The sequence below is a fragment of the Pseudomonas sp. LBUM1670 genome (assembly GCF_059695695.1).
On sequence record NZ_CP166783.1, the window covers coordinates 5,240,025 to 5,254,398 of the forward strand.

General features: G+C 59.8%; 13 protein-coding genes and 1 pseudogene. 9 read left to right on the top strand and 5 right to left on the bottom strand.

Translation table 11 applies throughout. From position 1 onward, the window contains the following. Window positions 1-12: 12 nt before the first annotated feature. From ACA073_RS24015 to ACA073_RS24050, 8 genes are all read left to right on the top strand, one after another. A complete protein-coding gene (locus tag ACA073_RS24015) occupies window positions 13-807 on the top strand; it encodes a carbon-nitrogen hydrolase family protein (RefSeq protein ID WP_497399966.1) in 795 nt (264 codons plus the stop codon). 48 nt (window positions 808-855) lie between these two features. Next, window positions 856-3,282: a pyrroloquinoline quinone biosynthesis protein PqqF gene (gene pqqF / locus ACA073_RS24020; protein ID WP_497399968.1), complete on the top strand. Its 2,427-nt coding sequence runs from the start codon at window positions 856-858 to the stop codon at window positions 3,280-3,282. A 155-nt stretch (window positions 3,283-3,437) separates the two neighbouring features. Continuing rightward, on the top strand, window positions 3,438-3,512 hold the full coding sequence (gene pqqA / locus ACA073_RS24025; RefSeq protein WP_009045898.1) for a pyrroloquinoline quinone precursor peptide PqqA: 75 nt from the start codon (window positions 3,438-3,440) through the stop codon (window positions 3,510-3,512). Between the two features lie 72 nt (window positions 3,513-3,584). After that, window positions 3,585-4,496: a pyrroloquinoline quinone biosynthesis protein PqqB gene (pqqB, locus tag ACA073_RS24030; RefSeq protein ID WP_497399970.1), complete on the top strand. Its 912-nt coding sequence runs from the start codon at window positions 3,585-3,587 to the stop codon at window positions 4,494-4,496. Window positions 4,497-4,648: 152 nt separating this feature from the next. Then, a complete protein-coding gene (gene pqqC, locus ACA073_RS24035) occupies window positions 4,649-5,401 on the top strand; it encodes a pyrroloquinoline-quinone synthase PqqC (protein WP_497399972.1) in 753 nt (250 codons plus the stop codon). Next, window positions 5,398-5,673 carry a pyrroloquinoline quinone biosynthesis peptide chaperone PqqD gene (pqqD, locus tag ACA073_RS24040; RefSeq protein ID WP_497399974.1) on the top strand — a complete coding sequence of 92 codons (276 nt, stop codon included), beginning with the start codon at window positions 5,398-5,400 and terminating at the stop codon, window positions 5,671-5,673. Before pqqC ends, pqqD begins: the two co-directional genes overlap by 4 nt. After that, on the top strand, window positions 5,645-6,820 hold the full coding sequence (gene pqqE, locus ACA073_RS24045; protein WP_497399976.1) for a pyrroloquinoline quinone biosynthesis protein PqqE: 1,176 nt from the start codon (window positions 5,645-5,647) through the stop codon (window positions 6,818-6,820). The genes pqqD and pqqE overlap by 29 nt, the downstream gene beginning before the upstream one ends. Next, window positions 6,786-8,600: a S9 family peptidase gene (locus ACA073_RS24050; protein ID WP_497399978.1), complete on the top strand. Its 1,815-nt coding sequence runs from the start codon at window positions 6,786-6,788 to the stop codon at window positions 8,598-8,600. Before pqqE ends, ACA073_RS24050 begins: the two co-directional genes overlap by 35 nt. A 115-nt stretch (window positions 8,601-8,715) precedes the next feature. Here ACA073_RS24050 and ACA073_RS24055 read toward each other — a convergent pair whose 3' ends face one another. From ACA073_RS24055 to ACA073_RS24070, 4 genes and pseudogenes are all read right to left on the bottom strand, one after another. Next, a complete protein-coding gene (locus ACA073_RS24055; RefSeq protein ID WP_007904205.1) occupies window positions 8,716-8,874 on the bottom strand; it encodes a YqaE/Pmp3 family membrane protein in 159 nt (52 codons plus the stop codon). An 84-nt stretch (window positions 8,875-8,958) separates the two neighbouring features. Beyond that, on the bottom strand, window positions 8,959-9,279 hold the full coding sequence (locus ACA073_RS24060) for a helix-turn-helix domain-containing protein (RefSeq protein ID WP_461952941.1): 321 nt from the start codon (window positions 9,277-9,279) through the stop codon (window positions 8,959-8,961). Then, window positions 9,263-9,627 (bottom strand): annotated as a pseudogene (locus ACA073_RS24065) (type II toxin-antitoxin system RelE/ParE family toxin). The gene ACA073_RS24060 and the pseudogene ACA073_RS24065 overlap by 17 nt, the downstream one beginning before the upstream one ends. A 254-nt stretch (window positions 9,628-9,881) precedes the next feature. Continuing rightward, on the bottom strand, window positions 9,882-11,165 hold the full coding sequence (locus ACA073_RS24070; RefSeq protein ID WP_497399980.1) for an aspartate aminotransferase family protein: 1,284 nt from the start codon (window positions 11,163-11,165) through the stop codon (window positions 9,882-9,884). A 169-nt stretch (window positions 11,166-11,334) separates the two neighbouring features. On the opposite strand from ACA073_RS24070, the gene ACA073_RS24075 reads away from it, so the two are divergent. Beyond that, complete coding sequence (locus ACA073_RS24075) at window positions 11,335-12,255, top strand: LysR family transcriptional regulator (RefSeq protein ID WP_497399982.1); 921 nt, start codon at window positions 11,335-11,337, stop codon at window positions 12,253-12,255. Window positions 12,256-12,481: 226 nt separating this feature from the next. Here ACA073_RS24075 and ACA073_RS24080 read toward each other — a convergent pair whose 3' ends face one another. Beyond that, window positions 12,482-14,260: an acyl-CoA dehydrogenase C-terminal domain-containing protein gene (locus ACA073_RS24080; RefSeq protein WP_461952938.1), complete on the bottom strand. Its 1,779-nt coding sequence runs from the start codon at window positions 14,258-14,260 to the stop codon at window positions 12,482-12,484. Window positions 14,261-14,374: the final 114 nt, after the last annotated feature.

Sequence of the window (14,374 nt, forward strand, 5' to 3'; positions counted from 1 at the left end):
GAGGAATTCTAAATGCGCGTAGCCCTTTACCAATGTCCGCCGCTGCCGCTGGACGTCGCCGGCAATCTGCAACGCCTGCATCAACTGGCGCTGGAAGCGAAAGGCGCCGATTTGCTGGTGCTGCCGGAGATGTTCCTGACCGGCTACAACATCGGCGTCGATGCCGTCAGCGTACTGGCGGAGGTGCACAACGGTGAATCGGCGCAGCAGATCGCGCGCATTGCCAAGACTGCGGGGATCGCCATTTTGTATGGCTACCCCGAGCGCACGGAAGACGGGCAGATTTACAACGCCGTGCAACTGATCGACGCCAATGGCGAGCGCCTGTGCAACTACCGCAAGACTCACCTGTACGGCGACCTCGATCACTCGATGTTCAGCGCCGGGCAGGGTGATTTTCCGCTGGTGGAGCTTAACGGCTGGAAGCTCGGGTTCCTGATCTGCTACGACGTTGAGTTTCCGGAAAACGCGCGGCGTCTGGCGTTGGCCGGCGCCGAGCTGATTCTGGTACCGACGGCGAACATGATTCCTTACGACTTCGTCGCCGATGTCACCGTTCGCGCCCGCGCATTCGAAAACCAGTGTTATGTGGCGTACGCCAACTATTGCGGCAGCGAAGGTGAAATCCACTACTGTGGCCAGAGCAGCATCGCCGCGCCGGATGGCAGCCGCATCGCCCAGGCAGGCCTGGATGAAGCATTGATTGTCGGTGAGCTGGATCGTCAGTTGATGGTCAACTCCCGCGCCGCCAATCGCTATTTCCTCGATCGCCGCCCGGAGCTTTACGGCGAGCTGAACAAGCGCTGATCCATCGTTATCCGCTAGCATTAGCGCTTCTCTGTACTGGAAGTGCTCATGCCTGCGTTGAATCACCCTCGCCCCCACACTGAAACCCTGGCCAACGGCCTGCGGGTGACGCTGCGTCATGCCCCGAATCTGAAGCGCTGCGCGGCGGCGTTGCGGGTTGCTGCGGGCAGTCACGATGTGCCGCTGGCATGGCCCGGCCTGGCGCATTTTCTTGAGCACCTTTTGTTTCTGGGTACGGAGCGCTTTCCCGCGGAACAAGGGTTGATGGCGTACGTTCAAGGTCATGGCGGGCAGGTGAATGCGCAGACCAGCGAACGCACCACGGACTTCTTTTTCGAACTGCCACCTCAGGCGTTCAGCGGTGGGCTGGAGCGTCTGTCAGACATGCTCGCTCATCCGCGTATGAATCCGGACGAACAGCAGCGGGAACGGGAAGTGTTGCAGGCGGAGTTTGTCGCCTGGTCGCAGGACGCGACAGCGCAACAGCAACTGGCGCTGTTCGATGGACTTTCGCCGACTCATCCGCTGCGCGGGTTTCATGCCGGCAACCGTGACAGCCTGCCGGTGCCGCAGCCGGACTTTCAGCAAGCGCTGAAGGATTTCCATCAGCGGTTTTATCAGACCGGGCAGATGACGCTGAGCCTGGCCGGCCCGCAAAGCATCGAAGAGCTGAAGCAAATGGCGCTGAGTTTCGGCGCGGTGATTCCCATGGGAGAAAACGTCCCGCAACAGGCGTCTGTGCCGCTGATGGAATCTTCGGACGCCAATTATCAACAGGTGAGCGAGCGTCGGCTTGATCTGCTGTTTACCTTCGAATCGCTGCCCCCTTCGTCGACCGAAGCATTGACGTTTCTGTGCCATTGGTTGAACGTCGCGAAACCCGGCGGGCTGTTGGCTGATTTGCGCGCGTGCGCTTTGACTAAGCATTTGAAAGCCGAAACGCAGTATCAGTTTGCCGGACAAGCGATGCTGCACATCGAATTCACAACGACCGCACCGGCGAGCGTCCTGCGCGAGAAGCTGCTGGATTGGCTGGGCTTTTTTAACGCCCAGCAAGACTGGGCCAGTCTGCGTGACGAATACGCTGCCCTGCTTCAGCGCCAGCAACAAGTCAGCAGTGCGCTGAAACTGGCCCGACTCGACAGCGAACAGCTTGAAACCGGCTTATCCGAGCAAGGCGTTGTAGCGCTCAAAGACATCCTGAAGAAAATCGGCGCTGTGGATAACTTCAGCGGTGAATGGCAACTGCCGGCACCGAATCCGTTCTTGCGCGACGAAGCGCCGCTCCAAAATGCCGGGCTGATACGCGGGCAAACCAGCAAACACCGCGGTCTGCGAACATTTGCCCAGGATCGTTCGCGCAGCCGTCGCGAAAATTCTCCAATGCAATTCAGCCAGGCCTTGCCGGATAACACCGCTGAAGGCGCAATTTATTTGCGCTGGCGGCTCGAGGCCGAACCTCATCCCCGCCTTCAACAGCGCCTGGAAAACAGCCTGCAGCCACTGCGCGAGGATGCGCGTCAGGCGGGCGTCGACTTTTCCTTCAGCGCATCGGGCAATGAATGGTTGCTGAAAATGACGGGGCTGCAAGAACCGATGCCGACCGTCCTTGAGCATGCACTGAAAGAACTGACAAAACCTGACGGCGGTTTCTCACAGGAAGAACCGAAAAGCACTGCGCTGATCCCGATTAAACAACTGCTCAAGGCGCTGCCCGATCATTGCCTTGAGCACACCGGTGCCTCTGAAGACCTGCAGCAGCTATGGTCGAGTGCGCGCTGGGAAGGCCTGGCCACCGGCCTGTCGGCACAGACTCAAGCGGCGATGGGTTTGGCCCTGAGCCGCGTGCCCGGCGTGGCGGACACCCAACTGTCCCCGCCGTCCCCGATCAACTCACAGCGCCTGTGGACAACGCTCGACACCGAATCCAGCGAACATGCGTTGTTGCTGTTCTGTCCGACAGCCACCCAAGACATCTCCGACGAAGCCGCCTGGCGCCTGCTGGCACACGTCTGTCAGACGCCGTTCTATCAACGCCTGCGGGTTGAGCTGCAACTGGGCTATGCGGTGTTCAGCGCGCTGCGCCAGAGCCATGGGCAGACCGGGATGTTATTCGGCGTGCAATCTCCAAGCACCGCCCCCTTGAGTTTGCTGGAGCACATCGAACGCTTCCTGAGCGACCTGCCCGAGATGATCGACGGTATCGACGAAACGACGTTTATCGCCCAGCGCCAAGCGTTGGCGGATCAATTCGAAATGGCTGCATTACCTTTCGCTCAGGCTGCCGAACTGCTCTGGCAGGGCAAATTGACTGGCCGCTCGTCGGATTATCTGACGCAGCTGACCTTGTCGATTCTGGCCATCGACCGCTCCGCCCTGATCGCCGCCGCCCATCGACTGAACAACGCCGACGGTGGCTGGCGCTGCCTGGTCAGCAGTTCAGTACCGGAAGCGCCTTGGCAAGTGACAAAATGATCATTACCGATGGTGCAATTAGCTTTTTTCGAGAATGCAGGCCTCTCGCTCTGTAATTTTGAGTAACATAGCCACCTAACTATCTGAACATCTCCGGCTGGAGGTGGACTATATGTATAGGTCTCAACTATCTCATCACCCGAAGGAGCGCTCCCATGTCCTGGTCCAAACCTGCTTACACCGACCTGCGTATCGGCTTTGAAGTCACCATGTACTTCGCGAGCCGCTAAGTTCGTCCTGCCGTTCAGCGCCTCGGTTTGCCGAGGCGTTTTTATTTTCAGCGTTGAAATGATGGAGCACCCATGTTTGTCCAGATTTTAGGTTCCGCCGCCGGCGGCGGTTTCCCCCAGTGGAACTGCAACTGCGTGAACTGCGCAGGTTTTCGCGACGGGAGCCTGAATGCCGAGGCCCGTACCCAGTCATCCATCGCGATTTCCGATGACGGCGTGAACTGGGTGCTGTGCAACGCCTCGCCGGACATCCGTGCCCAGCTCCAGAGTTTTACCCCGATGCAACCGGGCCGCGCCCTGCGTGATACCGGCATCAGCGCGATCATCCTGATGGACAGCCAGATCGACCACACCACCGGCCTGCTCAGCCTGCGCGAAGGTTGCCCGCACAATGTCTGGTGCACCGACATGGTCCATGAAGACCTGAGCACCGGTTTCCCGTTGTTCAGCATGCTGTCCCACTGGAACGACGGGCTGAACTGGAACCGCATCGAACTTGACCGCAGCTTCACCATCCCGGCATGTCCGAGTCTGCGTTTCACCCCGTTGCCGCTGCGCAGCGCGGCGCCGCCTTACTCGCCGCACCGCTTCGACCCGCATCCGGGCGACAATATCGGGCTGATCGTCGAAGACCTGAACACCGGCGGCAAGCTGTTCTACGCGCCGGGCCTGGGCAAGGTCGACGCGCCGTTGCTGGAAATCATGGCCAGCAGCGACTGCCTGCTGGTGGACGGCACGATGTGGGACGACGACGAAATGCAGCGCCGTGGCGTCGGCACCCGCACCGGCCGGGAAATGGGTCACCTGGCGCAAAACGGCCCCGGCGGCATGCTGGAAGTGCTGGAGCAACTGCCAAAACAGCGCAAGGTGCTTATCCATATCAACAACACCAACCCGATTCTTGATGAAGATTCGCCGGAGCGTGCCGAGCTGGTTCGGCGTGATGTTGAAGTGGCGTATGACGGCATGAGTATTGTGCTGTAGCGGATGGCCCTTTCGCGAGCAAGCCCGCTCCCACAGGGACCGAGTCGTGTCGGATTTCCTGTACGCCACCGTCAACTGTGGGAGCGGGCTTGCTCGCGAAGGCGTCCGAACAGACAGCAACGAATCCACCGGTTTTTCCCCGGAGAACCGAAATGACTGACACACCGCTGTCCCCCGCCGAATTCGAAGCCGCCCTGCGCGCCAAGGGCGCCTACTACCACATCCATCACCCGTACCACGTGGCGATGTATGAAGGCCGGGCGACCCGCGAGCAGATCCAGGGCTGGGTCGCCAACCGTTTCTACTACCAGGTGAACATCCCCCTGAAGGACGCTGCAATCCTGGCCAATTGCCCGGACCGCGAGATCCGTCGCGAGTGGATTCAACGTCTGTTGGACCATGACGGCGCCCCCGGTGAAGACGGCGGCATCGAAGCCTGGCTGCGTCTCGGTCAAGCCGTCGGCCTCGACCCGGACCAACTGCGCTCACAGGAACTGGTGCTGCCCGGCGTACGATTCGCCGTGGACGCCTACGTCAACTTCGCCCGCCGGGCCAGTTGGCAGGAAGCCGCCAGCAGCTCGCTGACCGAGCTGTTCGCGCCGCAGATCCATCAATCGCGCCTCGACAGCTGGCCGCAGCATTACCCGTGGATCGACCCGGCCGGTTATGGGTATTTCCGCACCCGTCTGGGCCAGGCGCGCCGCGATGTCGAGCACGGTCTGGCGATCACGTTGCAGCACTACACGACGCGAGAAGGCCAGGAGCGCATGCTGGAAATTCTCCAGTTCAAACTGGACATTCTTTGGAGCATGCTCGATGCCATGAGCATGGCCTACGAACTGAAACGCCCGCCGTATCACAGCGTGACCGAACAACGGGTCTGGCACAAAGGAATCACCTTATGATTTTCGATCGCAGCAAGACCCCGACCTGGCGTCCCGGCTACCGCTTTCAGTACGAACCGGCGCAGAAAGGCCATGTGCTGCTCTACCCGGAAGGCATGATCAAACTCAACGAAAGCGCCGCGCTGATCGGCGGTTTGATCGACGGTGAGCGGGATGTCGCGGCAATCATCGCCGAACTGGACGCGCAGTTCCCCGGCGTGCCGGAGCTCGGTGATGACATCGAGCAATTCATGGAGGTCGCCCGTGCTCAGCACTGGATCGAACTTGCCTGATTCCGTGTCAGACACGTTACCGCCCAAACCGGAAATCGGCCTGCCACTGTGGCTGCTGGCCGAGCTGACCTACCGTTGCCCGCTGCAATGCCCCTACTGTTCCAATCCGCTGGACTTCGCCGAGCAGGGCAAAGAGCTGAGCACCGAGCAGTGGATCAAGGTGTTCCGCGAAGCGCGGGAAATGGGCGCGGCGCAATTGGGTTTTTCCGGCGGTGAACCGCTGGTGCGCCAAGACCTCGTCGAACTGATTGCCGAGGCGCGCAAGTTGGGTTTCTACACCAACCTGATCACCTCTGGCATCGGCCTCACCGAGCAGAAAATCAGTGATTTCAAGAAGGCCGGTCTGGACCACATCCAGATCAGCTTCCAGGCCAGCGACGAGCAGGTGAATAACTTGTTGGCCGGCTCGAAAAAGGCCTTCGCGCAGAAGCTGGAAATGGCTCGCGCGGTAAAGGCTCATGGCTATCCGATGGTGCTGAATTTCGTCACCCACCGGCACAACATCGACAAGATCGACCGGATCATCGAGTTGTGCATTGCCCTTGAGGCGGACTTCGTCGAGCTCGCCACCTGCCAGTTTTACGGCTGGGCGCAGTTCAATCGGGTCGGTCTGTTGCCGACCAGGGAACAACTGGTCCGCGCCGAACGCATCACCAATGAATACCGCGCCAAACTTGCCGCCGAAGGGCATCCGTGCAAGCTGATTTTCGTCACCCCGGACTACTACGAAGAACGCCCGAAAGCCTGCATGAATGGCTGGGGCAGTATTTTTCTTACAGTGACCCCGGACGGAACCGCCCTGCCCTGTCACGGCGCCCGACAGCTGCCAGTGCAGTTTCCCAATGTGCGTGACCACAGCATGCAGCACATCTGGTACGACTCATTTGGCTTCAACCGCTTTCGCGGTTACGACTGGATGCCCGAGCCGTGCCGCTCCTGCGACGAGAAAGAAAAGGACTTCGGCGGTTGCCGCTGCCAGGCGTTCATGCTCACGGGTGACGCCAGCAACGCCGACCCGGTGTGCAGTAAATCGGAACATCACGGCGTGATTCTGAAGGCCCGCGAAGAAGCCGGGCACGCGACCCAGACCATCCAACAACTGGCCTTTCGCAATGAACGAAACTCACGACTCATCGCCAAAAGCTGACCTCTTCAGCGCCGCCAAGGCCGTCGCTGCCGGTGTCGACTTCGCCGAATTGCAGGTCTGCCAGCATGGCTTGTTCTGGAACGAATACCGCCCCGAGGACGCCGCTTGCCGCATCTGGCATTGGCGTGACGGCCAAGCCCGTTGCCTGACGCCGATGGGTTTCAGCGTGCGCAGTCGGGTGTACGAATATGGCGGTGGAGCGTTTTGTCTGACAGATGACGGGGTGGTTTTCGTCAACGAGGCGGATCAGCAGCTGTATCGCCAATCGCTGAAGGGCGAAACGCCAGAAGTGCTGACATCCGGCGAATGCCGCTATGGCGACCTGCAATTTGCCAACGGGCAGATTCTGGCGGTTGAAGAGCATCGAGACCGGCATCGTCTGGTGGCCATCGATCTGGCGGACGGCGCGCGTCATCTTCTGGCCGAAGGAGCGGACTTTTATGCCGCGCCGACGTTGAGCCCTGACGCTCAACGGTTAGCCTGGATCGAGTGGAGCCGCCCGGACCAGCCATGGACCGCGACTCGCCTGATGGTCGCAAACCGCCAGGGCGCTCAAGCACGCTGTGTGGCCGGTGATGGTGTTCAGGAATCGCTGCAGCAGCCGCGATTCGATGACAGTGGTCGCCTGTATTGTCTGACGGATCGTGGCGGCTACTGGCAGCCGTGGGTGGAATCATCAGAAGGGCTGAGTCCTTTACCCAGCGCCGCGGCGGACCATGGGCCAGCACCCTGGCAGTTGGGTGGTTGCACCTGGCTACCCCTCAGTGAGAACACCTGCCTGGCGAGTTGGACGGAACGCGGATTCGGCCGACTGGGACTTTGCGGTGACACCCCTGAAGATTTCACCGGGGACTACAGCCGCTTCCGACATCTCGCACTGGATGAACGATTCATCTACTGCATCGCCGCTTCGCCGGTCAGTTCGTCCGCCGTGATCGCCATCGACCGCAAAACCCGACAGGTCAAGGTGTTGGCCGGGGGAATGGCACCGTTGCCCGCCGAGCAAATCAGCGTCCCGCAAACCCTGCGCTACCCGAGCGGTGCAGGCGAGGCTCACGGTTTCTTCTATCCGGCGATGACTGGAGACGCGAAACCGCCACTGGTGGTATTCATCCACGGCGGCCCGACATCTGCGTGCTACCCGATGCTCGATCCGCGCATCCAGTACTGGGCGCAGCGCGGCTTTGCCGTGGCCGACCTCAACTACCGTGGCAGCAGCGGCTACGGTCGGGCCTATCGCCAGGCGCTGCATTTGAGCTGGGGGGAAGTGGATGTGGAAGATGCCTGCGCGGTGGTCACCCACCTCGCCGAACGCGGGTTGATCGATGGCGACAAGGCGTTTATTCGCGGTGGCAGCGCCGGCGGCTACACCACGCTGTGCGCGTTGGCGTTCAAGAAGGTTTTCCGCGCCGGCGCCAGCCTTTACGGCGTCAGCGATCCCGTTGCCCTGGGCCGCGCGACACACAAGTTCGAAGGCGATTATCTGGATTGGCTGATTGGCGATCCTGTCAAAGACGCCGAGCGCTACGCCGCACGTACTCCACTGCTGCATGCGAGCAACATCAGTGTGCCGGTGATTTTCTTTCAGGGTGAACTCGACGCCGTGGTCGTGCCGCAGCAGACCCGCGACATGGTCGAAGCGCTGCACAAAAACGGCATTCTGGTTGAAGCGCATTATTACGCGGACGAACGCCACGGCTTTCGCAAGGCCGGGAATCAGGCTCATGCGCTGGAGCAGGAGTGGTTGTTTTATCGGCGGGTGATGGATCAGGTGGACTGAACAGAGATTGCGGCGCGGCCTTCGCGAGCAAGCCCGCTCCCACAGGATCTACAGCGCACGCACCCCTGTGGGAGCGGGCTTGCTCGCGAAGGCGATCTATCTTGCGACGCGAAACTCAGCGCTTGGCAATGATGTACACCGCATGCACGATCCCCGGGATGTAGCCGCACAGCGTCAGCAGAATATTCAGCCAGAACGCGCCGGCGAAACCGACTTGCAGAAACACACCCAGTGGCGGCAACAGAATGGCGATGATGATGCGAATGAAGTCCATGGGTCAGCTCCTGATGTGAAGTGGGCTCGTGTGAGCCTTACTGCTAATCGACCAACACCGTTCGTCAGGGTTCAGTGCGGTTTTTCAGGCCAGTATCTCTAGACCGTGTTTCTGCACGATGCTCAGCAACTTCAGCGCCATGCCACTGGGATGCTTGTCCCCTGCTTCCCACTGTTTGACCGTTGACGCGCTGGTGTTCAGATAACGTGCAAATACCGGCTGACTCACGTTATTGCGCTCGCGCAGCGCTTTGATTTGCTCTGCGGGGATCGCGTCCGGCACCGTCGCAAGACATGATTCATCGAACTCGCGCATGGTTGCCTTGCTGATGGCACCGATGGCATACAAAGCACTGGCGGATTCGTGTACCGATTCCAAGGCTTCACTTTTAAATTTCTTGCTCATGAATATCTCCAAAAACTCCCCCGTATCCAGTAGGTGCTGGACTTCCAAATCTGTCAGCCTTTCGTAGGTCTTCGCCACTTTCCGAAAACCGATCAGATCTGCCGGACTGATATTGCTTTGATCTTTCTTGGCGTACAGAAACTGATAAACCCAGTATCGACCGCCTTTGGCTACGACAATCGAGCGGTGTCGATTGGCATTCAGACGCTTCTTCCAGACCCCGCCGCCCAGACTTTCAGCCTGGCCATTGAGCATTTCGCTGAACGCCTCACGAAGCTCATCATCACAAATCCAGGCCTTGCCAGCCTGCACCGCAAAGCGCTTTGTCTTGAACAACCTCGGAGGCATCGGCATCCCTTCCAAAAAAAATACCACTCAGTGGTATAGAAATCAAAACCAGCTCCACGACCAAATCTGGTTTCGCTGGCATCGGCACTCCTTGCCGACGACCTCAAAAAACCACTGATTCTGCAAACGCTCAAGCTCCGATTGGCATCTGGCAAAACGCAGAGACAAAAAAACACCCCACGCCAAAAGAATCAAACGTGGGGCGATGCGTTATACCGCGAGACGGTTCGGGAATTCGTGCAGGGCGGGTCTGATCAGACGGCAATCCCTTTGCGGCATTGCAGCTGTGCGGTGCGTACGCGGGAAAAGGCGCGGGCGAGGCGCAGGAGCATTTCGTCGATGTTGGCCTTGCTGACGGTGAGCGCCGGGGTGAAACGCAGGCAATCGGCTTGCGGGGCGTCGAGCAGCAGCCCTTCGTACATCGCCTCTTTGACGACGGCGTCAGCCGAATCGTCGGACAGGGTAAGACCCCAGAGCAGCCCCTTCCCGCGCAATTCGCCATGAGCATAGCGATGAGCCAGACGCGCCAAGCCTTCGCGAAGATGCTGACCGGTTTCCCGGACATGCTCAAGGAAACCCTTGTCCTGCACGCTATCGAACACCGCAAGGCCGGCAGCGGTCATCAGCGCATTGCCATGGTGGGTGCCCGTCAGTTCACCGAGGTCGAAACAGCAGGCCTTGCCCCGCGCCAGTAACGCCGCCAATGGCACACCACCGCCCAGCCCTTTGCCGAGGACGACGATATCGGCTCGCACGCCGTAGGATTGTTCCGCGAGCAATGTCCCGAGGCGACCGACACCGGTCTGCACTTCGTCGAAGATCAACAAAATGCCGAGCTCTCGACACAGGTGTTCAACGCCCTTGAGGTAATGCTCGGTGGCGGGGATCACCCCGGCTTCGTTCTGGATCGGTTCGAGCATGATTGCCACGGTCCGGGCATCAACGGCGGCGTGTAATGCTGCCAGATCATTAAACGGCACGTGACTGAAGCCCGGAAGTTGAGGTTCGAAGCGGTTGGTCAGCGTGGAACTGTCCGACGCCGAAATCGTCCCGAGACTACGACCATGACAACCCTTCTTGGCCACGATGATCCGCGAAGCACCGCCGCGATGCCGCTGACCCCACTTGCGCGCCAGTTTGATCGCCGCCTCACAGGCTTCGCTGCCACTGTTCAGCAGGTACGCCTGATCGCTGCCGGTGCTGACGCAGAGCCGCTCGGCGAGGTTGAGCAGGCCACGGTTATGCAGGCCGAAACCGGGGTTGATCAGCGATTGAGCCTGCGCCGTAATCGCATTGACCAGTACAGAAGGGCTATGTCCGAGGCTATTGGCCCCGCCACCTTGGGAAAAATCCAGATAGGCACGGTCGTCGCTGTCCCACAACCAGGAGCCTTGGCCGCGCACAAAAATCTGTTTCGGCCGCTCGACACTGGGCATCAGGCACTCGCTGGAAAGATTGTCACTTCTGGACGGCAGGAAATTGTCCGCGGCCAAGTCATCAAGGCTGGGAGCGCTACGCCGTAAATTGAACAGATTCATCCGAAAAAACCTCGCTTGAGGTTTTTTGGCTTACCTATGTAAGCAACCTCAGCATAAACAGTATTCATCGCGCTCTATGGCCCTGTAAGCCTTGTGAATGCAGTTAGACTAGGCCCAGACAGGGCCTCGGGCCATTTCGATTTCCCAGCATTTTCGATAAGCAAATCTTATGGATTTCAAACAACTGCGTTATTTCGTCGCGGTCTACGAAGAGGGCCATGTGGGCCGGGCTGCCGAGCGACTGTCGATCTCTCAGCCGGCATTGTCCCAACAGATCCGCCAGCTCGAACAAAACCTCGATGTCAGCCTGTTCGAGCGCAGCAGCAAACGCCTGCTGCCCACCCTGGCTGCCCATACGCTGTACAACCACGCCCTGCCCTTGCTCGATGGCCTGCAACGGGCGCGTGAAGCACTGGGTAATTTCAAGGGGCAAGCGCTGCGCACCCTGGCCATTGGCGTGTTGCAAACCGTCCACACCAGCCTCGTGCCACAAATGCTCGAACGCGTGCGCAAGGCGCAGCCGCACTTGGTGGTGCAGATCTATGAGCTGACCGGGTTGGAGATCGAGCGGCGGCTGCTCAACGGCTCTCTGGACATCGGCATCAGTTACCTGCCGCCCCGCCAGCCGGGGTTGCACGGCGTGATGCTGTACGAAGATGAACTGACGCTCGTCATCCCGGCGGATCACCCGTTGCGCGAATTCAAGAAAGTCTCCATGAGTCAGGCTGCCGAGTTGCCAATGTTGCTGCTGGGTGAGGAATTTCAGGTGCGGCAGATCTGGCAGACGCATCTGGCCAACCTGGGGCGGCGACCGCAGGTGCAGGCGGAACTGAACAATATGGCGGGGATTCTCGACAGTCTGCCCCACACCCGGCTGGCGACCGTGCTTCCGGGCCGCTCGCAAAAAGCGCTCGGCAACCGTGAACTGCTCTGGAAACCGCTGACCGAACCGCGGGTGCCGCTGAAAGTCGGGTTGGTGTGTCGGGATGTGCAGCGGCAACAAGCCTCGCTGGCCTTATTGCGAACCTTGCTGGAAGAAGTGATGAACGGACCGGAGGAGCGCTCGACGCCCCTGAATGGGCTGAGCTGATTACTTTTCTGCGGACAAAGAAAACCCCGCCGAAGCGGGGCTTTGCAGACTGTTTCCCTGACATCCATTTCACTCCGCCGTCCTGGCAGAATCCTACGTGTCCGTGTTGTTGCTTTGCGCTTCCTGCGCGACGTCCATGAGAAGTAGATTAGCTGTGGATCCAATCTTCATCTATGGGAGAAATGCAGCACGTCATGTAGGAGAATGCTTACATGACGTTACATTGTCAGAACTGCGCTGCGTCCAGCAGGAACAGCGATTCGCTACCGGCCTTCACCGACGCGCTCAACGAATGAATACGCGGCAGCAGGCGTGCGAAATAGAAACGCGCGGTACCCAGCTTGCTTGCGTAGAAATCGTCCTGCGCTTCTTTGCCCAATGCCGCCTTGGCCATCAATGCCCACATATAAGCGTAAGCCACATAACCGAAGGTTTGCAGGTACTCGACCGAGGCCGCGCCGATTTCGCTCGGGTTGTTTTTCGCCCGGTCCAGCAACCATGCGGTCAATTCGTCGAGGGTGGTCACGGCATCATTCAGCGGCTTGGTGAACTCGGCCAGGTCAGCGCTGGCAGTTGCGGTGAAGTGACGAATCTCGTCGGCGAACAGGTTGTAGAACGCCCCGCCGCTGCCGACGATCTTGCGTCCTACAAGGTCCAGCGCCTGAATGCCGTTGGTGCCTTCGTAGATCTGGGTGATGCGCACGTCGCGAACCAGTTGTTCCTGGCCCCATTCACGGATGTAACCGTGGCCGCCGAAAACCTGCTGGCCATGAATGGTGGTTTCCAGACCGAGGTCGGTGAGGAATGCCTTGGCTACCGGGGTCAGCAGCGCCACCAGGTCTTCCGCACGCTTGCGGGTAGCCGCGTCTTCGCTGAACTTGGCGGTATCCAGTTGCATGGCCACGTACGTCGAGAACGCACGACCGCCTTCGTTCGAGGCTTTCATGGTCAGCAGCATGCGACGCACGTCCGGGTGGACAATGATCGGGTCAGCCACTTTGTCCTTGTTCTGCGCGCCAGTCGGCGAACGGCTTTGCAGACGGTCGCGGGCGTACTCGACGGCGTTCTGGTAGGAGCGCTCGCCGGAGGCCAGGCCCTGGATGCCGACGCCCAGACGTTCGTAGTTCATCATCGTGAACATCGCCGCCAGGCCTTTGTTCGGCTCGCCGACCAGGTAACCCACGGCTTCGTCGAAGTTCATCACGCAGGTCGCGGACGCCTTGATGCCCATCTTGTGCTCGATCGAACCGCAGGTTGCCGGGTTGCGCGCGCCCAGGCTGCCATCGGCATTGACCATGAACTTCGGCACCAGGAACAACGAAATGCCTTTCGGCCCCGCCGGCGCGTCCGGCAGTTTTGCCAGCACCAGGTGGATGATGTTCTCGGTCAGGTCGTGTTCACCGCCGGTGATGAAAATCTTGGTGCCGCTGACTTTGTAGGAACCGTCGGCCTGTGGTTCGGCCTTGGTGCGGATGATCCCCAGGTCGGTGCCGGCGTGCGGCTCGGTCAGGCACATCGAACCGGCCCAGACGCCTGCGTACATGTTTGGCAGGTAGGCCGCTTTCAGCTCGTCGCTGGCGTGGGCGTTGATCGACAGGCAAGCACCGGCGGTGAGCATCGGGTACAGGCCGAACGACAGGTTCGCGGAGTTGACCATTTCTTCGACCTGGGCCGAAACTGCCTTGGGCATGCCCATGCCGCCGTAGGTCGGATCGCCACCGACGCCGACCCAACCGCCTTCGGCATAAGTCTGATAAGCCTGTGGGAAACCTGCCGGCGTGGTGACAGCACCGTCCGCCCAATGGCAACCTTCTTCGTCAGCTGCACGGTTCAGGGGTGCGATGCTTTTGCCGGTGACCTTGCCGGCTTCTTCGAGAATGGCTTCAACGGTTTCCGCATCGACAGTCTCGGCCAGTGCAGGCAACTCGGCCCAGAGTTTAGCGACTTCGAACACTTCATTAAGGACGAAGCGCATATCGCGCAGGGGCGCTTTGTAGTCAGCCATGGCAAACCTCGCAGGATCTTTACAGGTGAATCGTAGGAAGAAAGTTTCGTAGGGGCCGAGTGTAACCCAAGAACTTTTGTGACACATAGGGTCAGGCCGTGACCGTTTTGTAAT